The organism is Natronomonas marina (genome assembly GCF_024298905.1).
Classification (GTDB): Archaea; Halobacteriota; Halobacteria; order Halobacteriales; family Haloarculaceae; genus Natronomonas; species Natronomonas marina.
In genome coordinates this window covers 3,025,769-3,050,651 of the sequence record NZ_CP101154.1, presented here as the reverse complement: position 1 = coordinate 3,050,651, position 24,883 = coordinate 3,025,769, and the positions used below count along the sequence as shown (strand labels likewise).

General features: G+C 67.8%; 27 protein-coding genes. 15 read left to right on the top strand and 12 right to left on the bottom strand.

From position 1 onward, the window contains the following. The first annotated feature begins 121 nt into the window (after positions 1-121). The 4 genes from NLF94_RS16040 to NLF94_RS16025 all read left to right on the top strand — a co-directional run bounded on the left by NLF94_RS16040 (position 122) and on the right by NLF94_RS16025 (position 4,009). Positions 122-1,207, top strand: a complete 1,086-nt coding sequence (locus NLF94_RS16040; protein WP_350355884.1) for an SPFH domain-containing protein — start codon at positions 122-124, stop codon at positions 1,205-1,207. Between the two features lie 96 nt (positions 1,208-1,303). Then, positions 1,304-1,618: an HVO_A0114 family putative DNA-binding protein gene (locus tag NLF94_RS16035; protein ID WP_254838642.1), complete on the top strand. Its 315-nt coding sequence runs from the start codon at positions 1,304-1,306 to the stop codon at positions 1,616-1,618. Between the two features lie 58 nt (positions 1,619-1,676). Then, positions 1,677-2,717, top strand: coding sequence for a nicotinate-nucleotide--dimethylbenzimidazole phosphoribosyltransferase (locus NLF94_RS16030; protein ID WP_254838641.1), 1,041 nt, complete (start codon positions 1,677-1,679; stop codon positions 2,715-2,717). Beyond that, on the top strand, positions 2,714-4,009 hold the full coding sequence (locus tag NLF94_RS16025; RefSeq protein WP_254838640.1) for a cobyrinic acid a,c-diamide synthase: 1,296 nt from the start codon (positions 2,714-2,716) through the stop codon (positions 4,007-4,009). Before NLF94_RS16030 ends, NLF94_RS16025 begins: the two co-directional genes overlap by 4 nt. A 5-nt stretch (positions 4,010-4,014) precedes the next feature. Here the strand turns inward: NLF94_RS16025 and NLF94_RS16020 are convergent, their stop codons facing one another. Continuing rightward, on the bottom strand, positions 4,015-4,740 hold the full coding sequence (locus tag NLF94_RS16020; protein ID WP_254838639.1) for a hypothetical protein: 726 nt from the start codon (positions 4,738-4,740) through the stop codon (positions 4,015-4,017). Positions 4,741-4,778: 38 nt separating this feature from the next. After that, positions 4,779-6,833 (bottom strand): excinuclease ABC subunit UvrB, encoded by a 2,055-nt coding sequence (gene uvrB / locus NLF94_RS16015; protein WP_254838638.1) that lies wholly within the window; start codon positions 6,831-6,833, stop codon positions 4,779-4,781. A gap of 130 nt (positions 6,834-6,963) precedes the next feature. On the opposite strand from uvrB, the gene hjc reads away from it, so the two are divergent. After that, positions 6,964-7,476 carry a Holliday junction resolvase Hjc gene (hjc, locus tag NLF94_RS16010; RefSeq protein ID WP_254838637.1) on the top strand — a complete coding sequence of 171 codons (513 nt, stop codon included), beginning with the start codon at positions 6,964-6,966 and terminating at the stop codon, positions 7,474-7,476. A gap of 180 nt (positions 7,477-7,656) precedes the next feature. Here the strand turns inward: hjc and NLF94_RS16005 are convergent, their stop codons facing one another. Beyond that, positions 7,657-8,916: a DNA cytosine methyltransferase gene (locus NLF94_RS16005; RefSeq protein WP_254838636.1), complete on the bottom strand. Its 1,260-nt coding sequence runs from the start codon at positions 8,914-8,916 to the stop codon at positions 7,657-7,659. A gap of 226 nt (positions 8,917-9,142) precedes the next feature. On the opposite strand from NLF94_RS16005, the gene NLF94_RS16000 reads away from it, so the two are divergent. Continuing rightward, the gene (locus tag NLF94_RS16000) at positions 9,143-10,015 is read left to right on the top strand and encodes a helix-turn-helix domain-containing protein (protein ID WP_254838635.1); all 873 of its coding nucleotides are present in this window, start codon (positions 9,143-9,145) and stop codon (positions 10,013-10,015) included. A gap of 225 nt (positions 10,016-10,240) precedes the next feature. Here NLF94_RS16000 and NLF94_RS15995 read toward each other — a convergent pair whose 3' ends face one another. The 3 genes from NLF94_RS15995 to NLF94_RS15985 all read right to left on the bottom strand — a co-directional run bounded on the left by NLF94_RS15995 (position 10,241) and on the right by NLF94_RS15985 (position 11,902). After that, positions 10,241-11,041 carry a DUF4396 domain-containing protein gene (locus NLF94_RS15995; RefSeq protein WP_254838634.1) on the bottom strand — a complete coding sequence of 267 codons (801 nt, stop codon included), beginning with the start codon at positions 11,039-11,041 and terminating at the stop codon, positions 10,241-10,243. Between the two features lie 311 nt (positions 11,042-11,352). Further along, entirely contained in the window at positions 11,353-11,646 is a 294-nt protein-coding gene (locus tag NLF94_RS15990) for a type II toxin-antitoxin system RelE family toxin (protein ID WP_254838633.1), read from the bottom strand. After that, a complete protein-coding gene (locus NLF94_RS15985) occupies positions 11,627-11,902 on the bottom strand; it encodes a ribbon-helix-helix domain-containing protein (protein WP_254838632.1) in 276 nt (91 codons plus the stop codon). Before NLF94_RS15985 ends, NLF94_RS15990 begins: the two co-directional genes overlap by 20 nt. Positions 11,903-12,072: 170 nt before the next feature. Here NLF94_RS15985 and NLF94_RS15980 point away from each other — a divergent pair, with 170 nt between their 5' ends. After that, complete coding sequence (locus tag NLF94_RS15980) at positions 12,073-12,831, top strand: 23S rRNA (uridine(2552)-2'-O)-methyltransferase (protein WP_254838631.1); 759 nt, start codon at positions 12,073-12,075, stop codon at positions 12,829-12,831. Here NLF94_RS15980 and NLF94_RS15975 read toward each other — a convergent pair. Genes NLF94_RS15975 through NLF94_RS15965 form a run of 3 tightly spaced genes read right to left on the bottom strand, consistent with a single transcriptional unit; the run spans position 12,828 to position 14,001 of the window. After that, a complete protein-coding gene (locus tag NLF94_RS15975) occupies positions 12,828-13,064 on the bottom strand; it encodes a preprotein translocase subunit TatA (RefSeq protein ID WP_254838630.1) in 237 nt (78 codons plus the stop codon). The genes NLF94_RS15980 and NLF94_RS15975 overlap by 4 nt on opposite strands. Before the next feature lie 39 nt (positions 13,065-13,103). Next, positions 13,104-13,832: a queuosine precursor transporter gene (locus NLF94_RS15970; protein WP_254838629.1), complete on the bottom strand. Its 729-nt coding sequence runs from the start codon at positions 13,830-13,832 to the stop codon at positions 13,104-13,106. Next, complete coding sequence (locus NLF94_RS15965) at positions 13,819-14,001, bottom strand: ribbon-helix-helix domain-containing protein (protein ID WP_254838628.1); 183 nt, start codon at positions 13,999-14,001, stop codon at positions 13,819-13,821. The genes NLF94_RS15970 and NLF94_RS15965 overlap by 14 nt, the downstream gene beginning before the upstream one ends. Before the next feature lie 157 nt (positions 14,002-14,158). Here NLF94_RS15965 and NLF94_RS15960 point away from each other — a divergent pair, with 157 nt between their 5' ends. Continuing rightward, positions 14,159-14,806, top strand: coding sequence for a hypothetical protein (locus tag NLF94_RS15960; protein WP_254838627.1), 648 nt, complete (start codon positions 14,159-14,161; stop codon positions 14,804-14,806). Between the two features lie 75 nt (positions 14,807-14,881). On the opposite strand, the gene NLF94_RS15955 is transcribed toward NLF94_RS15960, so the two are convergent. Further along, positions 14,882-17,095, bottom strand: coding sequence for a twin-arginine translocase subunit TatC (locus NLF94_RS15955; protein ID WP_254838626.1), 2,214 nt, complete (start codon positions 17,093-17,095; stop codon positions 14,882-14,884). A 101-nt stretch (positions 17,096-17,196) separates the two neighbouring features. On the opposite strand from NLF94_RS15955, the gene tatC reads away from it, so the two are divergent. After that, positions 17,197-17,958, top strand: a complete 762-nt coding sequence (tatC, locus tag NLF94_RS15950; RefSeq protein ID WP_254838625.1) for a twin-arginine translocase subunit TatC — start codon at positions 17,197-17,199, stop codon at positions 17,956-17,958. 203 nt (positions 17,959-18,161) lie between these two features. Then, positions 18,162-19,106 (top strand): lipoyl synthase, encoded by a 945-nt coding sequence (gene lipA / locus NLF94_RS15945; RefSeq protein ID WP_254838624.1) that lies wholly within the window; start codon positions 18,162-18,164, stop codon positions 19,104-19,106. Between the two features lie 159 nt (positions 19,107-19,265). Here lipA and NLF94_RS15940 read toward each other — a convergent pair whose 3' ends face one another. Together NLF94_RS15940 and NLF94_RS15935 are read right to left on the bottom strand one after the other, a co-directional pair. Then, positions 19,266-20,201 carry a sodium:calcium antiporter gene (locus NLF94_RS15940; RefSeq protein ID WP_254838623.1) on the bottom strand — a complete coding sequence of 312 codons (936 nt, stop codon included), beginning with the start codon at positions 20,199-20,201 and terminating at the stop codon, positions 19,266-19,268. A gap of 1 nt (position 20,202) precedes the next feature. Then, positions 20,203-20,376 (bottom strand): hypothetical protein, encoded by a 174-nt coding sequence (locus tag NLF94_RS15935; RefSeq protein WP_254838622.1) that lies wholly within the window; start codon positions 20,374-20,376, stop codon positions 20,203-20,205. Positions 20,377-20,556: 180 nt separating this feature from the next. Here NLF94_RS15935 and NLF94_RS15930 point away from each other — a divergent pair, with 180 nt between their 5' ends. The 5 genes from NLF94_RS15930 to NLF94_RS15910 all read left to right on the top strand — a co-directional run bounded on the left by NLF94_RS15930 (position 20,557) and on the right by NLF94_RS15910 (position 24,881). Then, the gene (locus NLF94_RS15930) at positions 20,557-21,447 is read left to right on the top strand and encodes a mechanosensitive ion channel family protein (RefSeq protein ID WP_254838621.1); all 891 of its coding nucleotides are present in this window, start codon (positions 20,557-20,559) and stop codon (positions 21,445-21,447) included. Positions 21,448-21,605: 158 nt separating this feature from the next. Next, the gene (locus NLF94_RS15925; protein WP_254838620.1) at positions 21,606-23,048 is read left to right on the top strand and encodes a DUF8147 domain-containing protein; all 1,443 of its coding nucleotides are present in this window, start codon (positions 21,606-21,608) and stop codon (positions 23,046-23,048) included. A gap of 132 nt (positions 23,049-23,180) precedes the next feature. Beyond that, positions 23,181-23,987 carry an alpha/beta fold hydrolase gene (locus NLF94_RS15920; RefSeq protein ID WP_254838619.1) on the top strand — a complete coding sequence of 269 codons (807 nt, stop codon included), beginning with the start codon at positions 23,181-23,183 and terminating at the stop codon, positions 23,985-23,987. Between the two features lie 179 nt (positions 23,988-24,166). Continuing rightward, the gene (locus NLF94_RS15915; protein WP_254838618.1) at positions 24,167-24,376 is read left to right on the top strand and encodes a hypothetical protein; all 210 of its coding nucleotides are present in this window, start codon (positions 24,167-24,169) and stop codon (positions 24,374-24,376) included. A 79-nt stretch (positions 24,377-24,455) separates the two neighbouring features. Then, on the top strand, positions 24,456-24,881 hold the full coding sequence (locus NLF94_RS15910) for a DUF5791 family protein (RefSeq protein ID WP_254838617.1): 426 nt from the start codon (positions 24,456-24,458) through the stop codon (positions 24,879-24,881). Positions 24,882-24,883 lie beyond the last annotated feature (2 nt).

The following is a 24,883-nucleotide window of genomic DNA, read 5'->3' as shown; positions in this document are numbered from 1 at the left end:
TGGAGCGGCCCCGCCAGCGCCCCCGGCGCAGGGGTTGAAGTGCGAACGGCCCCAACGTAACCGTATGTCCGACAGCGTGGCCCGCGAACTCGGCCGACGGAGCGTGGGCATCTCGACCCGTGTGGTCGTCTCGGTGCTCGCCCTGCTCGCGGTCGGCGCCGCCGTCGCCCTCGGCGTCGTCGAGTTCGATCCCCTCCTGGTCGCGGGCGTCGCGCTGTTGCTCGTCGCAATCGCCGCCATCACGAGCGCGGTCGAGATCGTCGAGGCCTACGAGAAGCGGGCGCTGACGGTGCTGGGCGACTACCGGAAGCTGCTGGAGCCGGGCATCCACGTCGTCCCGCCGTTCGTCTCCCGGACCTATCGCTACGACATGCGGACCCAGACGTTCGACGTGCCGCGCCAGGAGGCCATCACCCGCGACAACTCGCCGGTGACGGCCGACGCCGTCGTCTACATCAAGGTGATGGACGCGAAACGCGCGTTCCTCGAGGTCGAGGACTACAAGCGCGCGACGTCGAACCTCGCCCAGACCACGCTCCGGGCCGCCATCGGCGACATGGAACTCGACGAGACCCTCTCCCAGCGCACCCGCATCAACGGGAAGATCCGGCGGGATCTGGAGGGCCCGACCGACGAGTGGGGTATCCGCGTCGAGGCCGTCGAGGTCCGCGAGGTCACCCCCTCCCAGGGCGTCAAGTCCGCGATGGAACAGCAGACCGCCGCCGAGCGGAAGCGGCGGGCGATGATCCTGGAGGCCCAGGGCGAGCGGCGCAGCGCCATCGAGCGCGCCGAGGGCGACAAGCAGTCCAACATCATCCGCGCCCAGGGCGAAAAGCAGAGCCAGATCCTCGAGGCGCAGGGCGACGCCGTCTCGACGGTGTTGCGCGCCAAATCCGCCGAGTCGATGGGTGAACGCGCCGTCATCGAGCGGGGCATGGAGACGCTGGAGGAAATCGGCAAGGGCGAGTCGACGACGTTCGTCCTCCCGCAGGAACTCACCTCGCTGCTCGGCCGCTACGGCCGGCATCTCACCGGCGGCGACGCCGACGGCGCCGGACCGACCCTCGACTCGCTGGAGTTCGACGCCGAGACCCGCGAGATGCTCGGACTCGACGACATCGCGGAACTGGCGGCTGGCAACGGCGACGCCGACGCCGACCTCGCGGTGGAGACCGGCGACGCCGAGCGGGACGGGGACGAGGAGTGAGCACGCCGCGGTCTACGGTCGCGTATCCCCGACGGCCGCTGGCCGACCGCTGTCTCGAACCACAACGTTTTGTCGGCGGGCCGTGGGAGCCGAAGCATGACCGTCGAGGTTCGTCTGGTCGGCCCGGAGGGCGTGGAGACGGAGACGTTCGATCCCGAAGAGGCCGACGCCCTCACCCGCCCGACGACCGTCGAGTTGCTGCGAGCCGTCGCACGCGAGGAACCGGCGAGCATCCGCGAGACCGCCCGGCTCGTGGACCGCGACGTCCGACAGGTCCACGACAACCTCTGGGAACTCGGCCAGCTCGGGCTGGTCGAGTTCGACCGGAGCGGTCGCGCGCACCGCCCGGTCGTCGACTACGACCGGATCGAGATCGAGGTGACGCTCCGAGACCGCCCGGAACCGCCGTAGCGAGTCGTCCCGGTCGCCACCCGCAGACTCAAGTTCGCCCCCACGAACACGGACGGTAGTGACCCGTCTCGTGCTCTGTGCGGGGGCGACCCGGACGGCGGAAATCGACGGTATCAGCGCCGCCGGCGCCGAGCCGGACCTGCTCGCGCACACGCCGAGCGCCGACGCCGAAATCCTGGTCTACGGGCGGCCGGTCCGGGCACCGGTCGTCCCCGTCTCGCCGACCGGCTGTCCGACGCCGGCGGTCGTGACCCGGGCCGTCGTCGAACGACTCGGCGTCGACACCACCGTCGTCGACGCCGGTCTCCTCGAACCCACGGGCGCGCCCACGGTGACCGTCGGTGCGCGCGCCGGCGCGGACCTCCGCGAGACGGACCCCGTTCCGACCGCACCCGGCGCCTTCGCCGCCGCCCGGCAGTTCGGCCGGAAGCTCCCCGACGACGAAATCATCCTCGCCGAAACCGTTCCGGGCGGGACCACGACCGCTCTCGGCGTCCTGCGTGCGCTCGGCGAGGCGGACGTCCTGGGTCGGGGAGACGACACCAGAGCCGTCTCCTCGTCGCTTTCCGACAATCCGCTGGCGCTGAAGCGCCGGGTCGTCGCCGAGGGGCTGGACGCCTCGGGCCTCGAACCGGGCGGGGCCGCCGGCGACCCGCTCGCGGCGCTCCGGCGGATGGGCGACCCCGTGCTGGCGGTCGTCTGCGGCCTCGCGGCGGGCGCTCGCGAGACGGACACGGCCGTCACGCTCGCGGGCGGGACGCAACTGGTGGCCGCCGCGGCCTGTCTCCGGCACCGCGGCTACGAGGGGCCGCTCGCGCTCGCCACCACTTCCTTCGTCGACGCCGATCCGGCGGTCGACCTCGACCGGGCTGCCGACCGCCTGGACCTCCGGCTGACCGTCACCGACCCTGGGTTCACCGACGACCACCCCGCGATGGCCGCCTACGAGCGCGGCGAGGCCAAGGAGGGCGTCGGGATGGGCGGCGCCCTGGCGCTCGCCGACCGGGCGGGCCTGCCGATGGCCGAGGTCCGGGCCGGCGTCCGCGAGGGCTACGACCGCCTGCTGGCCGACGGCGAGCGGGAGGCGCCCGGGCGGTGAAGGGAATCGTCCTCGCGGGCACCGCCTCCGGCGTCGGCAAGACCGTCGCCACGCTCGCGGTCTGTCGGGCGCTCCGGGCGGCCGGCCGCGACCCCCAGCCGGCCAAGACCGGCCCGGACTTCATCGACCCGAGCCACCACGCCGCCGTCTGCGAGCGGCCGTCCCGCTCGCTGGACCCGTGGCTGGCTGGCGCGGAGGGCTGCCGGCGCAACTACTGGCGCGGATCGGGCGACGTCTGCGTCGTCGAGGGGATGATGGGGCTGTACGACGGGACGCACTCGACGGCCCGCGTCGCCGAGACGCTCGGCTTGCCGGTCGTCCTCGTCGTCGACGCCGCGGCGGGCATGGAGAGCGTCGCCGCCGAGGCGCTCGGCTTCCGGGCGTACGCCGCCGAGGCCGGCCGCGACGTCGACGTGGTGGGCGTCCTCGCCCAGCGGGCCCACGGCGGCCGCCACGCCGACGGCATCCGCGAGGCGCTGCTGGACGACCTCGCGTACTTCGGCCGGGTGCCGCCGCTCGAGGGCCTGGAGGTACCCGAACGGCACCTCGGCCTCCACACGGCGAGGGAGGCCCCCGTCGACGAGGCGGCGCTCGCGGCGGCCGCCGAGCACGTCCGTGTCGACCGGTTGCTCGACGCCGCGGCGGTGCCGCCGCGTCCCGACCCCGCGGACTCCGGCCCCGCCGTCGACGCGACGGTCGCCGTCGCCGACGACGCCGCCTTCGCCTTCACCTACCCGGCCACCGTCGAGCGCCTCCGGAAGCGCGCGACCGTCGAACCGTTCTCGCCGGTTGCCGGCGACCCCCTGCCGGACTGCGACGGGGTCTACCTCCCCGGCGGGTACCCGGAACTGTACGGCGCCGACCTGGCGGCCAGCGACGTCCTCGACACGCTCGCCGCCAGGGCCGCCGACGGGCTCCCCGTCCTCGGCGAGTGCGGCGGCCTGATGGCGCTCTCGGAGACGCTGACCGACGCCGACGGCGAGACCCACGAGATGGCGGGCGTCCTCCCCGCCGAGGTGCGGATGTGCGACCGCTATCGGGCGCTGGACCACGTCGAACTGGTCGCCGACCGCCCGACGCTCGTCGCCGACGCGGGCGAGGCCGTGCGGGGCCAGGAGTTCCACTACTCCGAAACCGACGTCGCGGCCGACGCCACGCTCGCATTCGACGTCCGGCGGGGCGACGGCGTCGCCGACGGTCGGGACGGCCTCACCGAGTACCGGACGCTCGGCACGCACGCGCACTTCCACGCGGCGTCCGGCGTCTTCGATAGCTTCCTCGAGGCGCTCTGAGGGCGCTACCGGCGGAACCCCTCGTCGAGGTCCTGGGAGGCGTAGGTCTCGGCACGCCAGGCCGCGTCCAGCGCCGCCGTGACGGCGAGGCCGACCGCCAGGACGGCGACGGCCAGTGCCGTGGGAGTGATCCCGAGGTCGGCGAGGGCGCCGCCGACGTAGCCGCCGCCCGTCGCCAGCAGCGTCGCCCCCAGCGCCCCGGCCCACAGCCGTTCCCGGCCGGGCCGGGGGGTCACCCGGTTGGCGCGGTCGACGGCCCGCGCGAGCCCGGTCGGCGAATCGAGGACGACCGCCGGCACGACGTACGGCTCACAGCCGGTCACCACCTCGGTCGGCGCCACGTCCTCCTCGGTCAGGACGTACTCGGCGAGGCCGGGCACGGCGACCCTGGTCTTCACCCAGCGGGCCAGCGCGGCGGCACCGTCCAGCACCGCCGTCACCGACGCGCGGAAGGCGGCGGGCTGGTCGCGGGTGCGCCGTCCGACGGCGTAGGCGACGCCCGCACCGAACGGCAGCCACGCGACCGCGACGAGGGCCGCCAGGACGAAGACGACGACGAGATAGAGGAGGTCGCCGAGACCGATCAGGAAGCCGGGACCGGCCGCGGCGGCCCGGGCGCGGACGAACGAGGCAGCCAGCCAGCCGGCGACGGCGAGGCCGCCGACGACCGCGGCGCCGAGGAGCGTCCACGCGAGGGCGACCGACGAGCGCAGGTAGACGCCGAGAGCCATACCGGAACCACGCGCCGTCAGGGACTAAAAGACACGGCTCACGACTCCTCGTCCGGCGCCGGGACGCCCGCCTCCTCGGGCGCGTCGAGTTCGTCGAACGTCTCCCGCAACTCGCGGATGCGGTCGCGGATGTCGGCGGCGAGTTCGAACTCCAGGTTGTCGGCGGCCTCCGACATCCGCCGTTCGAGCCGTTCGACGAGTTCCTCGGCCTCCTCGACGGAGTCGGCCTCGACGCCGGAGACGCCGCCGGTGTCCGTCTTCGCGCCCGGCAGGTTCGTCTCGCCGACCGCCTTGTCGATGGTTCGGGGCTCGTGACCGTGTTCCTCGTTGAACTCCCGCTGGATGCGGCGCCGGCGGCGCGTCTCCTCGATTGCCGACGCCATGGCGTCGGTCGTCCCCTCGGCGTAGAGGACGACCCGGCCCTCGACGTTGCGGGCGGCCCGCCCCATCGTCTGGACCAGCGTCGTCTCCGACCGGAGGAAGCCCTCCTGGTCGGCGTCGAGGATGGCGACCAGCGACACCTCGGGGATGTCCAGCCCCTCCCGGAGCAGGTTGATGCCGACGAGCACCTGAATCTCGCCGAGTCGCAGCGACCGGACGAGTTCGTGTCGCTCCAGGGTATCGGTCTCGTCGTGCATGTAGGCGACGTCGACGCCGGCACCCTCCAGGTACTCCGTGAGGTCCTCGGCCATCCGCTTGGTCAGCGTCGTCACGAGGACGCGCTCGTCGTCGCCCGTCGCCTCGATGCGCTCGAGGAGGTCCTCGATTTGCCCCTCGGCGTCGGCCACCTCGATTTCGGGGTCGACGAGGTGGGTCGGCCGGACGATCTGCTCGACGACCTGCTCGCTGTGTTCGCGCTCGTAGTCGCCGGGCGTCGCCGAGACGTACAGCGTCCGGTCGGTCTTCGCCTCGAACTCCTCGAAAGTCAGCGGCCGGTTGTCGTAGGCGGTCGGCAACCGGAAGCCGTTCTCGACCAGCGACTCTTTCCGCGAGCGGTCGCCCTCGTACTGGCCCTTGATCTGCGGGATGGTCTGGTGTGACTCGTCGACGACGGTGAGGAAATCGTCGGGGAAGTAGTCGAGCAGGGTGTAGGGCGGTTCGCCGCTCTCGCGGTCGGACATGTGCACCGAGTAGTTCTCGATGCCCGAGCAGTAGCCCGTCTCCCGCAGCATCTCGACGTCGAAGGTGGTCCGCTCCTCGATGCGCTGGGCGGCCACGAGGTCGCCCTGCCGCTCGAAGTAGCTCACCCGCTTTTCCTTCAGGTCCTCTATCTCCTCGATGGCCCGTTCGAGTCGTTCCTCGGGGATGGAGTAGTGCTCGGCGGGGTGAACCAGGGCGGCGGGTTCCTCCGAGACCGCCTCGCCGTTCAGCACGTCGACCTTCGTGATGCGGTCGATTTCGTCGCCCCACAGTTCGATGCGGAGGGCGTGGCGGCCGTACATCGGGTACACCTCGACGGTGTCGCCGCGAACCCGGAAGGTGCCCTGCTGGAAGTCGACGTCGTTGCGCTCGTAGTTTCGGTCGACCAGTTCCGCGAGCAGGCCCTCGCGGCCGACCTCCTGGCCTACCTCGACCCGCAGCGCCATCCCCTCGTAGTTGCCCGGGTCGCCCAGCCCGTAGATGGCCGACACCGAGGCGACGACGATGACGTCGTCGCGGGTAAGCAGCGACCGCGTCGCGGAGTGTCGCAGGCGGTCGATTTCCTCGTTGATGGACATGTCCTTGTCGATGTAGGTGTCGGTCTGCTCGACGTACGCCTCGGGCTGGTAGTAGTCGTAGTAGGAGACGAAGTACTCGACGGCGTTGTTCGGAAAGAGGTTCCGGAACTCCTCGTACAGTTGCGCCGCGAGGGTCTTGTTGTGGGCCAGCACGAGCGTCGGCTGCTGGAGCTGTTCGACGACCCACGAGACGGTGTTGGTCTTCCCGGAGCCGGTGACGCCCAGCAGGGTCTGCTTCTCGGCGCCCGACTCGAAGCCCTCGACCAGTTGCCGGATGGCCTCCGGCTGGTCGCCGGCGGGGTCGAACGGGGCGTCGACCTCCAGCGGGCGGTCGAGGTCGGGTCGGTCCGGCTGCAGCGGCCCGGTGTCGCTCATTGTGGGTCCCAGGGCGTCGGCGCACTTGAGGCGCACGCTCGGGGGCGATGTCGGGGAACGGGCGGCCGTCGTCTCCAGTTCCGCCGCGTCGTCGGCCCCTTTATTGCGGTCCGCTCCCCAACTCCCGCCGATGTCGAACTCGAACGCGAAGGGCGACCGCCGCGAGCGGGAACTCGTCAACGAACTCGACGGGGCCGGCTTCGCGGTGATGCGGGCGCCCGCCTCCGGCAGCGCCACCGAGCGCGAACTGCCGGACGTGCTGGCCGGCGACGGCGAGCGGTTCTACGCCATCGAGGCCAAATCCTCCGCCGGCGACCCCATCTACCTGACCGGCGAGGAGATAGAGGCGCTCGTCTACTTCGCGCGGAACTTCGGCGCGAAACCCCGCGTCGGCGTCCGGTTCGACCGCGAGGACTGGTACTTCTTCCACCCCGGTGACCTCTACACGACCGACGGGGGCAACTACCGCGTCAAGAAGGAGACGGCGCTGGCCGAGGGCACCGACTTCGCGGAGTTCGTCGGCGACTCCGAGAAGGTCACTCTCGAGGAGATAGCGGTCGACGACGGCGGTCCCGACCGGGAGGTACTGGCGGCGCTGGCACGCGGTGACCTCTCCGTCGAGGACGCCGCCGAGATGCTCTGAATCGCGGTCGTGAATGCCAACGGTCATCTCCTCGGTGATTTCCGTTGGCCGTCGTCAAGTCCTTCGACGACCGCACCAAGCAGTTCCTCGTTTCGAGGGGATGTCGGGCGAGAAAGCACGGGAAGCGTTCGGTTCGTTCGAGGGAAACGTACTGCGACCCGCTCGGTCTGATAACGCGAATCAGGTTTGGATGGTCTGTTCTGGCGCTGCTCCGATCACGCAGGCTTCGTAGTCCGTTTCGTACGACTCATCGTACATTCCGAGAACATGCTCGGCGAGGACACGTCCGAGGAGCGGCGGGACTGCGTTCCCTATTTGTTCGACGATGTCACTTCGGCTGCCGGAGAACTCGAAAGAGTCGGGGAAACTTTGGATTCGAGCCCCCTCACGAGGGGTAAGGGCGCGGTTCTGGTAGGGGTGGATGCATTTGTTGGAAGCGGGATGGACGAAGTTCACTGTCATCGTCACCGACGGAAGATTCGGATCGAGACGCGAGTAGCTGGAACTGTACCCGCTAGTGATGTAGTCTTCAACGTTATCGACTGTATCGGAAGCTTCGAGGTTCTCGATGGTTGTCTGTTTGTTCGGGCCGCTGTTCTTGATAATCGTCATCATTTTCTCGCCGTGGTTGGTTGCCTTGTGGAGCCGTAATTCGCCCGAACCTCGGCGCATCGATTCCTGATACTGGTTTTCCGGTGGCTTCGTATATCCGGTAGCTTCCCCACCGGCTTCGAGTTCCGGGAGGTCGCCAATAGCGTCCATAATCGTCCGCGCTTCAGGGAGTGACTCGCTGTCGCGGAAGTTTTCCAGCGTAGGTTGCGTGGTGATGACCTTCGACTTGTCCCGATACCCGATCGTTCTCCCGTCTGCTTGGTGGGTCGGGCTGGGGAATTGGATATTGCGCTCGTCCGCTGCCCCAATCATAATTAGCCGCTCTCGTCTCTGTGGGAGGCCGAAGTTGGCTCCGTTCAGGATTCGCCAGTCAGTACTGTATCCGACCTCACGAGCATCATCGAGGATTCGTGCGATGGTCTCTCCATCGTCATGTGTTGCGAGTCCGACGACGTTCTCCATGATGAAGAAGTCGGGTTCGTAGTGGGCGACGTACTCTATGAAGTCAGTGTAGAGGCCGTTCCGGTGGTCTCGTACGTCGTCGCCCCGATCAGGACGGATGGATGAGAACCCTTGACACGGAGGGCCACCAACGATGATCTGTACGTCCTCAGGAGTCACTCCCGTTTCGGCCTCGGTTTCGTCGGCCGGCCATTCCCGTATATCCTCGTTTACAACTTCGGCCCTGGGATGATTCTGCTTGAACGTCTCTGTAGCGACGTTCTTCTTATCAAAACCGAGGAGAACGTCGAACTGGCTCGATGGATGTGTCTCGAACCCGTACGTGAACCCACCCGTACCGCAGAACAGGTCGATGACTCCTCTCATGGGTCACAGTGAGACGATTGTCTCAACATAGTTTAAACGTTTAGGACTCGGTCGAGCATGCGGGCACTCCATTAACTGAACGTCTGTTTGCACTCTCTTAATACTCTTCATGGTCGAGTCCTCGACTGTTGCTCGACTCTCCTTAATGTAGAAATTGACTGATTGCGGCGCGAATGAGACAATCGTCTCAAGTATTTTTAACGAGTATCGGCCCGCCTCGGTGTGTATGAGTGAGGATTTTAAGTCAGGATTCGGACGCAGAGTGAAGGAACTTCGGGAACTGCATGGTGGTTCTCTGGAGGAAATCGCTGAGGACGCGGGTATCCATCGGACGATGCTCGGCAAAATAGAGCGTGGTGAGCGTGAGCCGAGCATTTCTATCGCTATGGGTATCGCCGATGCTCTGAACGTCACCATCACCGAGCTGACGAACCCCGAGTCTTTCAGGACACCCGAAAAAGAGCAGGTGATCGAGGATGCGGAAATCATGGACGAGCTCCCGATTGACGGTTCGGCGATTCTCACCGGTGTCGAGCAGACGTACGAGAACTTGGACACCATCGATTTCGCACTGCAACGTCGGGGTCTCGACCCACTGGCCGAGCAGTTCGACGAGTATGCAGCACTGTCTACTGTGATTGGAGAGTTCTTCGCGTCTGGTGTCGCGGAAGCATCGGATGGGTTGTACGAGGTCAATGCGGGCGACTTCCCCGACCTCATCAGCACGGGGAAGCGGAGTGGTGTTCCCGGTATCGAGGTGAAGGTGGCGATGGAGACGAACCAGCCGAAGGGCCATCTGCCCAAGCCGGGGATGTACGTCGTCGTTCGGTACGTCCTTGCCGAGCGTGACAAGACCTATGAGCGTGATGAGCGGAAGGATACAGCTTGGATTTGGGAGGTTCGCATGGGTCGGATGGATGAAGAGCAGTTCAACGAGAGTGACACAGAAGGTGACTCGGGGAAGACAGCGACGTTCTCTGCTGCGGCTCTGTGGAACTTCGACTGTGTCTATCTCGATCCCGACTTGATTCCGTACGCGCGGTATGAGAGCAAAGATGCCGAGGCACTTCGAGCTGTTCAGGGGCAAGAAACGCTCTAATACGTCTTTTCGAGTATTGGTACAACGCCGAGACTATGTCGCCTCACCGAATTCGATTGCCCCCAACACACCGTCTACGGCGGGTGCGGCCATATCACGCATAATCGAGCGAAGCGTGCCGGATTGTCGGTGCCCACAGCTGACCCGTCCCGAAGTGCGCCGTTTCCCACAGAACGTTGTGAAGAATCCGGTACGGGACGAATGGCACTGAATGACGACCGGCGTTCAGTCGCCACGCGAGGCCCGCCCGCTCGACCCCTCGCCGGCGCTCGGAGTACCGTCCATCTCGGCGGGGTTGCCCATCCCATCCTTGACGCCCACGGCGATGAGCGCGACGTTGACCGGGTACGCGGCGGCGAAACCGATCGTGAGCGAGAACAGCAGCGCCGTCCAGAACAGCGGACGCGTCCATCCCGCGCTGCCGGCCACCAGCAGGTCCGTCCCGATGGCGACGATCTCCATGACGGTGATGCTGGGCGTCTCGGTCCAGAGCGCGTCCTCCACGGCCTCGCCGAAGCCGACGCCCTCCTGCATCAGCGGGCCGACCGTGAGACCGAAGCCGGCGAGATACGCCAGCGCGAACGTCGTCACCACCACCCAGAACGTCGGGAAGCTGAGGATGATGGTGGCGGCGGTGATGCCGACCACCTCGCCCATCCCACAGCCGGAGTAGCAGTGCGACGTCGAGCGGAAGCCCTGTTTCCACAGCGAGTCGCCGTCCAGTTGCGTCCGTCCCGTGTACCAGTAGACGACCAGTCCCACCGGCCCAGAGTAGAGGACGACCAGCGACCAGACGAACTTCATCAGGGACGGGAGGTTCCGGTTTCGCGTCCAAACGTCCCGCCACAGCACCCCCAGCGAGAGGACGTTGACCGCGAGCCAGACCGCGAGCGTCCACCAACTGGAGAGGACCGGCCGGACCACGTCCCGGGCGGGCGCCAGTGCGTGCTCTACCTGTATGCCCCAGCGGACGAGCCACTCGGGTACCGGCGAACTCGCCAGCGCCACCGTGGTCTGTTCGAACACGGCCGTGTGTAGTAGCCGGACGTTTTTTTCCTTCTGGCTTGCGAAGCGAAGGCTCGGCCGGAGTAAAATTTACGATCGAAACCGGACGGTGCGGCCGACCGCCCGCTCCGACCCTGGCGAGCGCCACGACCGACTCGACCGTCGGGCACCCGGTCCCATCCGATGTGGCTTTCCGGGTCGACAGCGTTCCTCCGTGTATGAACGACAGTTCGTCCGCGGTTCCGGCGCCGATCGTATCGAGCAACCGGGTGACGGGTCGATGACCGGCAAAGACGAGTACTACAACTACCCATAACGGCCTGTTTTGCCTCCTAATCGTCGCCTTTGTACGCTCCTTCTCGCTGCCGAATACTCTCGACGCGGAGTGTTCGTTCTTCTCGAAGGCGCCGACACCCGAGTCGGTAATCCCCGACTCGTAACTTCTGGAACGGCGAGTTCGTCAGCGGTTCGAGAAAATCAGCTGGCTCTCGCCACTCGGAGGACACTACCTCGTCTAACTTCGACGTAATTCGCTGCTTGGATTCGGAATCCAGTTGTGCGAACTGGTCGTCCGCTCGTGGGGAGAACGCCCAGTCCCACTCCTCGTCATTCGCCGTCGATCCCATGCTTCTGTTTGACCTCGTCGCTCGAAAGGCCCTCTCCCGCGTCGAACTGCGCCTCACTGATGGCGAGGTCTTTCCAGAAGCCCGCACCTTCGGGGTGGTTCACCGCATCGCGGAGAGCGTACCGAATATACTCGCTTCGACTGTTGAAGCCACGCTCCCGCCACGCCTCGTCCACGACTTCGAGGAACGAATGCGAAATCCGGAGATTGATCCGGTCGATCTCGGGATCGGCGTCGTCCGACTCCGTGTCTGACATACGCCTGTACGTCTATCGTACGTACACTAAACGGTGTTGCCGGGACGCGAGTCACCGGACACGCGTTTTCGTCCCGTCAATCCGGCACCCCTTTCAGCGTCGACGGCCTGTCTAGGGTATGACCGATATTTCGTGCGGTTACCGCGGCAGAGACGCGACAGGAGGCACCCATGGCGGGTAAAGACGAATACTACAACCGGGCCAAACAGGAGGGCTACCGGTCGCGGTCGGCCTACAAACTGCAGCAACTGGACCGGACGGCCGACCTGCTGAGCGAGGGCGACACCGTCGTCGATTTGGGCGCCGCGCCCGGCGGGTGGCTCCAGGTCGCCGCCGAGCGCGTCGGCGAGTCGGGCACCGTCGTCGGGGTCGACCGCCAGCGCATCGACCCGGTCGACGGCGTCGAGACGGTCCGGGGCGACATGACCGAGGAATCCACCCGCGAGGACGTCGTCGACCTCGTCGGGGAGGCCGACGTGGTCGTCTCGGACATGGCGCCGAACATGACCGGCGAGTACGAACTCGACCACGCTCGGTCGGTCCACCTCGCGCGGACGGCCTTCGAGACGGCGCTGGAACTCCTGGCGCCGGGCGGCGACTTCGTGGCGAAGGTGTTCGAGGGGCCCGACACCGACGACCTCCGGGCCGACGTCGACGCGGAGTTCGAGTACGTCCGCACCGTCCACCCCGACGCGTCGCGGGACTCCTCCTCGGAGCTGTATCTGGTCGGGAAGGGTCGCATCACCGCCCCGGTCGCCGAGGGGGACGAACTCGCCGTCGACGTCGAGGACGTCGGCGACGAGGGCGACGGCATTGCGAAAGTCGAGGGGTACACGCTGTTCGTCGGCGGGACCGACGCCGGCGAGACCGTCGAGGTCCGCGTGACCGACGTCAAGCCGCGGTTCGGGTTCGCGGAGCGACTCGACTAGTTCTCGCCGGGGTCGTCGCCGGTGTGGTCGCTACCGTCTTCGTCTTCCAGGCGGTCGACTCTGGCCTCGAGACGACCGACCCGTCGCTCCAGTTCCGCCCGTCGGTCCGAGTCGCCGCCCGCCCGGGACAGAAGCAGGACGACGAGCAGCACCGGGAGTGCGAGCACGACCAGTATCAGGAGGATGACAACTATTTCGGGACCGCCGGGGATGCCGAGTTGCAGTGGGACCATATCGAGGAGGTCCGCTCGGCTGTGACAAACGCCTTTCCCCTACTGCAGGACGCCCGTGCCGGGTTCCTCCGACCGGCGAACGAGGGCGGTGATGAGGTAGACCAGCGGCGTGTCCGCGAGTGCGATGAGGAGTTTCAGGAGGTACTGGCCGACCGCGAGCGAGACGACGACGCTGGCCGGGAGTTCCGGCCCGATGCCGACGTACCGCGGCAGGACCCAGAATGCGAGGCCGACGAAGATGACGGTGTCGATGGCCTGACTCGTCCCCGTCGAGACGATGTTGCGGAGCCAGAGGTGCCGGCCGTCGGTGTAGTCGGCCAGCGCCGAGAAGACGACGACGTCGTAGTTCTGGCTGACGAGGTAGGCCACGAGGCTGCCGGCGACGATGTTCGTGGCGGCGCCGAGGACCGTCCGGAAGGCGGCGGGGTCGATGCTGGAGGGGGCGGCCGGCGCCAGGATGGTGCTCCACACCAGCGCGAGCACGAGGAAGTTCATCAGGAAGCCGACGTTGACGAGCACCTGGGCGGCCCGGCGGCCGTACAGTTCGGTGTAGCAGTCCGACGCGAGGAACGTCAGGGCGTACGCCAGCGCCGCGCCCGGCAGCGCCAACTCGGCGCCCGTCACGGGCAGCGAGACGGGCAACTCGAAGGCCAGCACCTTCGCGGCGGTCACCTGTGCGGTCACGAGCGCGGCCACGAACAGCGCCGACAGCGCGACGGCACCGGCCGGAATCGCCGGCGCGGCGCCGTACCGGTTACTCGTCGTCATCGTCCTCCAGGCGGCCGTGTCGGGCGTCTATCTCGTCGAGGATGTCGAGGTTCTTCCGTATCGAGGCGCGGATGGCGTCGCTCCGGTTGACGTACTTGCCGTCCTCGCCGACGTGGTCGTCTAGGTCCGCGAGCAGTTCCCCCGGAATCTCGACGCTTATCTTGGGCATATCTGTGGAGTGTGTGGAGAGTACTCTTTATTTTCTCGGTCGAGCCGCGTTCCCGCTCTTTCGGGCGTTGGTGGATGTTCGACCCCCCGAACCGGGCGCGACGAGCGCCCGTTCGTTTCCGACAGACGTAATCGTCCGCCGTGGGGATCCGTTCGTGATGCCCTCCACGGAGGATGTCGAACGGCCACCGGCGGTTCTCGCCGTCGTCGGGCGATACCTGAGACGCGAGCGGCCGCTGAGCGCGCTCCTCGCGGTCGTCGTCGTGTCCGTATTCGTCGGGACGTACCTCGTGACCTCGCTACTGGCTGCGGTCGTCGTCGGCGCGATGCTGGCGGTGGCCGTGCGTGTCCCGCTCCTTCGGCCGCACGGAACCGTTCGCCTCGAAACCGACGCCGACCCGGAGACGGTCGTCGATTCGTTCGCGGCCCCGACGCCGCCGGTGCTCCCCTTCCAGTGGGGCGTCGCCGACGAGGTGACCGCGGACGGGGAGGCAGTCACGTATCACGTCTCGTACCTGTTCGGCCTGCGGTCCGTCGACATGACGCTCCGGACGCGGACGGAGGCCACCGCGGCGGGAGCGCGTCGAGTCGAACTGGAACTGACGGCCGACGGCCGGCCCTGGTCGACGTACGACGCGACGATTCGTCGGGACGGCGACCGGACCGTCGTCGACGTCGAGTACGCGGCCGACCGGCGTTTCGGTCCTCGACGCCTCCCACAGCGGATCGTTGCGGATCGATACCGCGACGAGGCACTCGCGGTCCAGGGGTACTCCGTCGTCGAACGCGACGAGGGGTACGTCTGAACGGATCGGTCGTCCGCCGTCGCCGTTCCCGAACTCGACGTGACCCCTCGGTGTACCGAACCCGCACGCCCCTCGTCAGTCCGCCGGTTCGGCCGGCCCCGGGGTCCGTCTGCCGCCCAGCGTGACCAGCCACAGGACGCCCAGACCGACCATGTAGGCGGCGACGAGTGGGATACCGAGCAGGAACATCGTGAAGACGCCGCGGGGCGAGAGGAACGCGGCGGCGCCGAGGACCCCGAGCGTGACCTCCCGCCAGCGGCCCCGCATGAACCGATAGGGGACGAGGTTGCCCTGGTGGAACAGCAGCATCGAGACGGGTATCATCGCCAGGATGCCGATACCGACGGTGAGGAAGAAGATGAGCCAGCCGTAGTTGTTGATGCGGTAGGAGATTATCATGCCGGCGTCGAGGACGTCGGCGGCGAGCCACGAGATGACCGCCGGGGCGACGTAGAGGAAGCCGAAGAGGCTGCCGGCGACGAGGCCGGCCAGCAGCGTCCCGCCCCACACGAGCAGGACGCGGCGGTCGCCGCGGGCGAAGCCGCGCTCCTTCAGGGCGGGCCACGCGTAGTACAGAAGCAGCGGCAGGGTGGCGGCGGCGCCGAAGATGACCGACACCTTGATCATGAAGATGAGCGCCTCGACGGGGTGCAGCGTGACGATGTCGACCTGTGCGGCCGCCTCGGGGCTCATGCGTGCGGTGAACTGCTCCTGGAGGATGCCGATGCCGCCGCGGTAGAGTCCGACGAACGTCGCCGCCATGACGATCATGAAGAGCCCGACGAGGCGGAACGACTTCGAGGTGAGACTCTCGGCGATGAACGCGAGGTCGTAGGCGTAGCCGCCGATGTCGTCCTCGTCGATGTCGTCCTCGCTGAAGGCGTCGAGCATGCCCGCGCCACGGCGGGCGAGGATGCCGGCCTCCTCGTCGTCGTCCGTCTCGTCGGCAGCAGGGGTCGCGGCCGCCCCCGCATCGGACGGCTCGCCGTCCTCGAAGTCCGAGGGGGCGGCGTCGCCGTCGGGATTGACGTTGTCGAAGCGGTCGAGGATGGCCTGTGCCAGTTCGGGGTCGTCGTCCTCCATCGCGTCGCTGGCGAGTTCAAGGGCCTCCTCCTCCTCGAGGCGGGCGAACGCCGCCGCCGGAGCCGCCCGGATGCCCGCCTCGTCGAGTATCGAGAGGTCGATGTCGGCCGGGTCGCCCTGGGAACCGCCGGGGAGACCGTAGTCGTCGGGTTCGAGGTCCTCGAGGCCGTCGTAGATCAGGTACGCCAGTCCGACGACGGTAAAGAGGACGCCGTAGACGAGGCCGCTGACGACGAGGTAGGTGGTCTCGGCGAGACCGTAGGCCTCGCCCGCGGGGAGGAACCGGTAGCTGGAGTCGACCGCCGCCAGCCCGCTGTTGACGAACCGGTAGCCGCCGGCGTCGTAGAAGACGTAGACGACGGCGGCACCGACGACGAACAGCCCGGCGAGCAGGTTCCAGTTGGTTCGCGCCGTGGCGGGCACGTCGATGGCGTCGCTGGACCGTTTGGCGGTGACGATGACCTTCGTCAGGTACAGCGAGATGCCGTACAGCGTCACGAGCGGGACGGCCCACATGATTTGCGTGAACGGGTCCGGCGGCGAGAACAGCGCGCCGAAGACGAAGATGGCGACGACGGCGTACTTCCACCGGTCGCGGAACGTCTCGTAGGGGACGATGCCGCTGTAGGCGAGCGAACTCATCGCCAGGGGTAGCTGGGCGGCCAGCCCGAAGGACAGCGACAACAGGAAGATGAACTGCGCCCACATCGAGATGGAGTACTTCGGCTCGAAGCCCGCCGCGTCGGCGTTGCTGGCCAGGAAGTCCAGCATGAGCGGGAAGAAGAGATTGTACGCGTAGGCGATGCCGCCCGCGAACAGCAGGCCGCTGACGAGTCCGAAGCCGGCCACCTTCCAGCGGGCGACGTTTTCGGGCCACCGTCCCCGGCGCCGGAGGGCGTCCCGCGAGTAGTAGATCAGCGGCGGAATCGTCAGTATGATGCCGACGACGAGGCCGATCTTCACCTGCAGGAGGATGACCTCGAAGGGGTTGATGGCGACGATCTCGATGTTCGGGTTGGCGTTCAGATCGGCCTTCAGGCGCTGCCAGACGAACGCACGGAGGAGATAGATGGTTCCGACGAGGCCGATGACGAAGAGGATGAACACCTTCTGGAGATGCGTCTGTGCGGTCGACAGCATCGTCCCGACGTGCTGGCGTCCCTCGGCGACCGTCTCGGCGACGTCGTCGTCAACGGCGCTGGACACGACGGGAGGTAGTCAACTCGGAGTTATCAACCTTTTCGATACGTCGCGGGGGCCGGCGGGCGACGAGAAGGCTTACAAACGACGGGTGCCGACGGCCCCGTATGGCAGAGACCGTCGAGGGCGGCGAGGGGTTCGCCAGCGACGGCCCCGCGTCCGACGAGGAGATGCCGCTCGCGGACCACATAGAGGAGATGGTCCGCCGTCTCGGCTACGTCATCGTCGTGATGGCGGCCGTCTCCGGGGTCGTCTTCCCCTTCGGCGAGACCATCATCAACTTCCTGTGGTACTCGGTGCTCCCCGGCGGTGACGTCGCCGCACCCCGCGTGTACCACCCGCTGGCGCTGATTCTCGCACGCCTGAAGGTCGCTACCCTCGCGGGCTTCATCGTCGCGCTGCCCGTGTTCGTCTACCAGACGTACCTCTTCATGCGCCCCGGCCTCTACGAACACGAGCGCCGGTATTACCTCGCGTCCGTCCCGACCAGCCTCGTTCTGGCGGGCATCGGCGTCCTCTTTGCGTACTTTCTCATCCTGCCGGCCCTCTTTACGTACTTCCTGACCTACTCCCAGAGTGCGGCCACCATCGCCTTCGCGCTGACGGATACGTTCGACCTCATCGTCATGATGCTGGGGCTGTTCGCCGCCATCTTCCAGATCCCGCTTTTCGTCATGCTCGCGGTCATGATGGGGCTGACGACGCGGGCGTGGCTGGTCGACAAGCGGCTCTACTTCTGGGGGGCGTTCCTCGGCATCGCGTTCCTCTTCAACCCCGACGTGACCGGCATGGCGCCCATCCTGGTCACGGCGACGATGATCGCGCTCTTCGAGTCGACGCTACTCCTGCTCCGGTGGGTCGGTCGCTGACCCGCCGGTCCGCGTGAGCCACCGGTGGGCGCCTCCGCGGCGGGTCAGCCGGACGGGTGGATGGGATTCCGGACGCCGAGTGACCCATCGAACCCGACGCTGATCGACCACCGCAGATCGGTTTGGCCCGGAACACACGCCCGGTACGGTACGGAAGGCCAACACAACCGCACGCTTTTGTCGCCGGAGGCGAACGGTAGCGTATGAGCAGTCGGCGCCGCAAGCCGGAGTGGCTCACGTCCCGTCCGCCCAGCGGCGAGCGGTTCGCCGAGATCAAGGAGACGCTGCGGGAGCGGGACCTCCACACCGTCTGTGAGGAGGCCAACTGTCCGAACCTGGGGGACTGCTGGAGCGGCCGCAACGGCCCCGGCACGGCGACGTTCATGCTGATGGGCGACCGCTGTTCGCGGGGCTGTAACTTCTGTGACGTCGAGACGGGCGGGATGGAGGCACTGGACCCCGACGAGCCGGCGAACGTCGCCGAGGCCGTCGCCGAAATCGGCCTGGAGTACGTCGTTCTCACGTCGGTCGACCGCGACGACCTCGCGGACGGCGGCGCGGGCCACTTCGCGGAGACGATCCGGGAGATAAAACGCCGGGACGCCTCCATCCTCGTCGAGGCGCTCGTCCCGGACTTCCAGGGCGACGCCGGCGACGTGCGGAAGATCATCGACGCCGGCCCGGACGTCGTCGCGCACAACGTCGAGACGGTCGAACGGCTCCAGTGGCCGGTCCGGGACCGCCGGGCCGGCTACGAGCAGTCGCTGTCGGTGCTCGAAGTGGTCGCCGACGCGCCGGATGTCTACGCCAAGACCAGCCTCATGCTCGGCGTCGGCGAGTACGACCACGAGGTCTACCGGACGCTCGGTGACCTCCGGGAGGTGGGCGTCGACATCGTCACGTTCGGGCAGTACCTCCAGCCCTCCCGGTCGCACCTGGAGGTGTTCGACTACGTCCACCCCGACAAGTTCGATGTCTGGAAGACGGTCGCCGAGGGGGAGTTCGACTTCCTCTACTGTGCCTCGGGGCCGATGGTCCGGTCGTCGTTCAAGGCTGGCGAGTTCTTCGTCGAGGCGCTCGTTCGGGACGGGAAGAGCGTGGAGGAGGCTCGCGTTGCGGCCGAGCAGCGCGAGGCCGCAACGGACTGAGCGAGCGGGAGGAGCGAGAGCGGGACGCGACGGGAGGGAGCGTCCCGGAAAGACGAGCGGTGAGCGTAGCGAGCCGCGAGTCGAGCGACGACTCGGCCGGAGCAGTCGCCCTCGAATGGGGCGCCCGGGCGTCGGAACCCACCGACGCGGTACGGGTCGCTACTGTCCGGGAAACAGCAGCAGCCGGCCGGTCACGAACACGAAGTACAGACCCAGAAGGTACGCGCCCTCCCGTCGGCCGAGTTCCCCGTCGCGGTAGTACAGCGTCCAGCCGAGCAGTCCGGCGCCGGCGAGAAGCTTGAACGGGAGGTCCCAGAGGATGACGGCGGGCGGCACGTAGTACGTCGAGACCGCACCGCCCAGCCCGATGCCGACGAGCGGATTGACGATGTTGCTCCCGACCAGCGTTCCGAGCGCGACGTTCGGGGCGCGCCGACGGATGGCGTCGATCACGGCGGTCAACTCCGGGAGCGCGGCGACGATCACCTCCACGACCGAGAGCACGAGGGTCGCAGCGAGGAAGACGACGACGAGCAGGCCCGCGGCGACGGCGGCGTCGTGGCGGGGGTTCCGACTCGGCGGTTCCCGGAGGCTCGGGGGTTGCCGCCGCCGGGACACCCGCAGGCCAACGTACCCGAGATACAGCGCGAACAGGACCGCGCCGTCCAGCCGGCTGATCGAGCCGTCCCACGCCACGACGAGGGTCACGAGAAACGTCGCCAGCATCGGGACGTAGCTGTCGCGGACGAACGTTCGGTCGATCCGGATACTCCCGTATCCGACGAGGAAGACGCCGACGAGCAGGAACTGCTGGATGGTCGAGGAGCCGGTGTTGCCGCCGATGACGACCGCGGAGGTCACCCGGTAGTCGAGCGTCCCCGAGAGGATGCCCAGCGACGCGACCAGATGAGAGCTCAGTTCCGGTAGGCTCGTCCCCACCGCGAGGACGGTCACTCCGATCAGAACCTCGTCGATGTCGTAGTACTCGGCGAGTGCCAGCAGTCGATCGATCGCCCGGCTCGCGGCCGTGACGAGGGCGTAGAGGGCGACCGCACCGACGGAGATCTGGGCCAACAGCCCGCTCGGAACCGGCATATCAGCGTTCGGAGAGCCAGGTGTCGTCCCAGGACAGTTCGTGGTCGGGATCGAACGGTTCGGCGGTCCAGACCGGGCATCGCTCGCACTCCCATATCCGACGGACCGCACCCTGGCGAGAGACGACGCCGAGGGACGCCCAGACGTGTGTCTCGCAGATCTCCTCTCCGGACATTGATGCCGGGGACGGCCGTCGCCGACAAAAACCTAGTCGACCCGTCGAGCCTCCGACCGGGCACCGGCGGCCGTCGTCGTCGGGTTCCGTGCCGTCCCGACGTGGGACCGCCACCGAACGGTCGGCGCCCGGCGGGACCCCCACCGGGTTTGACTATCGACCCGTTCGAACACCCGTGGCATGATCGGTCAGGTTTCTTCACCGAATTGGCTGACGGACGTACTGTCGGCGTACGACCAGGTGCTGTCGGAGCTGTTCTGGTTCGTCGTGGGCTTCGGCGTCGTCTACCTCGTGGGCCGACTCGTTCTCGTCCCGCTGGTCACCCGACTCGTCAGGGCGCGCAACCGAAACAACCCCACCATCGAGTCCGCGACCGAGACGTATCTGCGGGTGGCACTGATCGGGTTTGCGACCCTCACGGGCACGATAGCCGCCGGCTACGGGGGCGTGCTCTCGGAGTCGGCGGTCATCATCGCCGCCATCACGTTCGCCCTCGGCATCGCCGGCCAGCAGGTGTTCGGGTCGCTCATCAGCGGGATGTTTCTCGTCGCCGACCCCGACTTCAACGTCGGCGACTGGATCTCCTGGCCGGGCGGCGAGGGAACCGTCGAGGCCGTCGACTTCCGCGTCACGCGGGTCCGGACGCCGGACAACGAGACCGTCTCGGTCCCCAACACCGAACTCACGAACAACGCGCTCACCCGGCCCTACGGCCGGGATCGGTTTCGGGTCACCGAGCAGGTCTACGTCGCCTACTACGAGGACACCGAACGCGCCCTGATGGAGCTACAGCGACTCGCCGCCGACGACGAGTCGGTACTCGACGACCCCGCGCCGAACGCGCGCATCCTCGAACTCGGGGCGAACGCCATCACGGTGCAGGCCGAGTTCTGGATCGACGACCCGATCAACCGGGACGTCCTGACGGTCCGCTCGGACTTCCGCCGGCAGGTGAAACGCCGGTTCGACGAGGCGGACATCACGCTCGCGCCCCCCTCCGCACAGCAGCTCTCGGGGGAGCTCACGGTGAGAGACCCCTCGGTCGGATCTTCGACCTCGAACGGCGGGTGAACGTCGAGTCCGTCGTCACGCCAATGGGGGCTCCAGCGGTCCTCCGGGTCGACGACCGGATCCCGACCCCGCCGGCCGGAAACGGGTCCCTACGATCGGTTCGGCACGTCCTATCGGGTGACTACTGATGTGTCGCGCCGGTGTATCGGGCCGCGTCCATGCTCTCTCGTCGGACGATTCGCAACGGCGCGGTCGGGGCGGTGGTCGGGAGCGTGCTGGGGTTCGTCCCGCTGGTGCTTTTGGTCGCGCCGTTGCTCGGCGGCGGCGTCGCCGGGTATCTCGAACGCGACGGCGCGAGGGGCGGTGCGGTCGCCGGAATCGTCGCCGGGGCTCTGATGGCCGCGTTCACGGCCCTCGTCACGGCCGTCGTCACCGCCGTCCGGTTCGGCGCCCTGCCACTCCCGTCGCCGGGCGTTCCCCTGGCGGGGCTGGCGGTGGCGGCCGCCCTGTCGCTGTTCGCGTCGCTCGGCCAGGTCCTCGTCGCGGCGGTCGGCGGCGGACTGGGCGGCATCCTCGAAGCCGACCGTCGGCGGACCGCTGCCCGCGAACCGCTCGCTGGCGACGGGCGCTCGCGCTCGTGGGCGCGGGTCGCCGGCAGCCTCCTCGTCGGCCTGGTCACGTTCGGCGTCGTCGCCGTCGCGCTGACCGCCGCCCTCGACCCGCTTATCTGGCCGTCGCTGCTCGTGAGTCTCCCGGTCGGGTTCGTCGCCGGCGTCGCCGTCGCGGTCCTCACCAACCACTACCTCGCCCGGGCGGCCGCGGGCCGCCTCGACTGGCGACCGGTCGCAGCCGGCGCGGTCGCCGTGGTGGTCGTGTTCGGCCTCCTCGTCGGTGGGCTGTCGCTGCTCGGCGAGCAGCGCCGGCTGGAGTCGGCCGAGAGCACCTACCAGTACGAGGTAACCGTCGCGGCCGACGAGACGCTGGAAAACGCGACCTTCTACGTCCCCGTACCGACCGAGAACGGTAGTTCCCGGCTGGGCGAGCGGTTCGTCGAGAACCCCCAGTACGACAGGTACACGCCGGCCGTGCGGGGGTACGACCCCGACCCCGACTCGGTGAACTTCTCGTACGAACTGGTCGACACCGAGCGCGGACGAATGTTGGCCATCTCCGCCGACCGGATCGCCGTCGAGAAGGTCTACTACCGCGAGGCCGGAAACGAGACGATGGGCTGGTACGAGCGGATTCCCGCCGCCGAGTACGACCCCGACGACCCGGACATGGGCGTCCAGAACGACGGCAGCTTCACGTTTACCGTCACGCTCGTCGCCGACGAGTCGGTCGACACCGCCGATCCGTTCGACGACGAACCGCTGCTCGCTCCGGGGGCCGACCGGACGGCGGTCGACTGCCGCACCGGTAGGTCGGCCACGCACCGCTGTTTCGAGTACGACGGGCAGGTGTACGCCGACTACGAGGCGAACGAGACGGCGACGGTCTACGTCTCGGCGCAACTCGACGGCCGCAACGAGTGGTTCTCCGGGGGCTGGTCCGGCAACGAGTACCGCGAGTGGTCCCGGGTCGAACTCCGCGGCCCGCAGTCGGGGTGGGTCCTCACGGACGGCGAACTCGAGGTCGGCAGCGGCAACTACCGCAACTGACGACCGACGACCGACGATCGGGCGAACGATGATCGGACGAACGATGATCGGACGAACGATGATCGGACGAACGGTGACGAAACGAACGGTGACCGGACGCGAACTCCTCGACGACGCGGGGGCGGTCGGTCGGTGATCGACGTCGTCGAGGACTCCGTCTACGTCGGCGGACCGGTGGACGGCCGTCCGATCGCGTTCGTTCACGGTGCCGGCCTCTCCTGGCGGATGTGGCTGCCCCAGCTCCGGGCGCTCGAAGCGGAGTACCGCGTGATCGCGCCGGACCTGCCGGGACACGGCCGTCGGGCCGACGAGCGGTTCACCTTCGAGGCCGCGGTCGGCATCCTCGAGGACCTCCTGGGGACACACGCGGCGGAGCCGGCGCTGGTCGTCGGCCAGTCGCTGGGCGGGTACGTCGCCGCCGAGTACGCTGCCGGGCGGCCGGGTCGGGTCGCCGGCCTGGTGCTTTCGGGTGCCAGCGCGGACTACCGGGGCGCCCTCGGAGCGACGACGTGGCTCGCCGGGCTGTTCAACCGGGTCCGGGCGGCGGTCGACCCGCTCGAACGCCGGTTCCGCGAGGGCGTCGCGGCCGACCTCGAGGACGGCCCGCTCCCGCCGGAGGTCGTCGTCGCTATCCTCGAAGGCGGCGTCTCGCTGGCCGGCTACGGACAGGGAGCGATGGCGCTCGCCGGTCTCGACCTGGCGGCGAAACTGCGCGCCTTCGACGGTCCGATGCTGCTGTTGAACGGGACCGAGGACCGTCTCAACCCCGACGCCGCGAGGACGCTTGCGAGGTCGCTGTCCGCAGCGGAGGCCCGGGAGATTCCCGCGGCGGGACACACCTGCAGCGTCGAGCGCCCCGACGAGTACACCGCCGCAGTCCGCGAGTTCGCGGCCGAGACGGTCTGGAACCCCGACGCGAGATGGGGGTCCCGAGGGTGACCGTCGTCGCGCCGCTGCGTCCCCCGTCCCGCCGCCGAGACGGGGAAGGAAAGCGAACGCCGTCCGAAAGGGTTGATAATCATTCAATTCTATTGAAGATATAGACGGTATTATGAACAGTCATCGCAACGACCGGGGAAAATTTGAAGAGCTTCCAGAGGGTTGTGGTACGTGGTAGCATGGATACGAGCGTAACGATGCGGCCGGTCGACGCGGTTTCGGCGGATTCGCGGGTCCGACACGTCGACGAACTCGACTGGCCCGCCAAATCCCACCTCTCGCAGTTCGAACCGGACGAACCGGTCGACGTCGACGAGTCCGTCGCCGATACGTTCCGTCGCTGTGACGTCGTGAAGTTCACCGAGTACTACGAAGTGACGGTCGACTGAAAATCCCGGAAGTGGCAGGTCTGCGGCGTCGAAAACCGGGAGTCTTACGAGCCGAGCGTGCGAACTTCCCCGTACTCGAATGTTTCACGACATCGTCGACGATCCCGGTTCGCTCACGCCGGCGGAGCTCCGGGAACTGTACGAGGCCGAACTGCTCGCCGTCCTCGAGAGCCACGGCGTCGCCGAGGTGGCCGCACGCTCGGGCGTCGACGAGTCGACACTGCGGGCCCTCGAGGCGGACGACTCCCCCGAGTTGACCCTCGAGGAGGCCGCGGCGGTGCTCGCGGTGCTGGAGGAGACGCCGGACGCAGAAACTATTGCGACGACCTCCCGGGACGCGTTGCTGATGGGGATGACGACCGCGGTGCTGGACGTCGAGGCCGTCGAGTCCGGCCTCGGCGGGCGACTGGAGGCCCGCGAGATCCAGTCGAAGGTGGAGGGTCGGTTCCCCATCACCCTCGAGGAGTTCGCGCTCCTCCAGCAGTACATCGAGAGCAAGACGTAGCC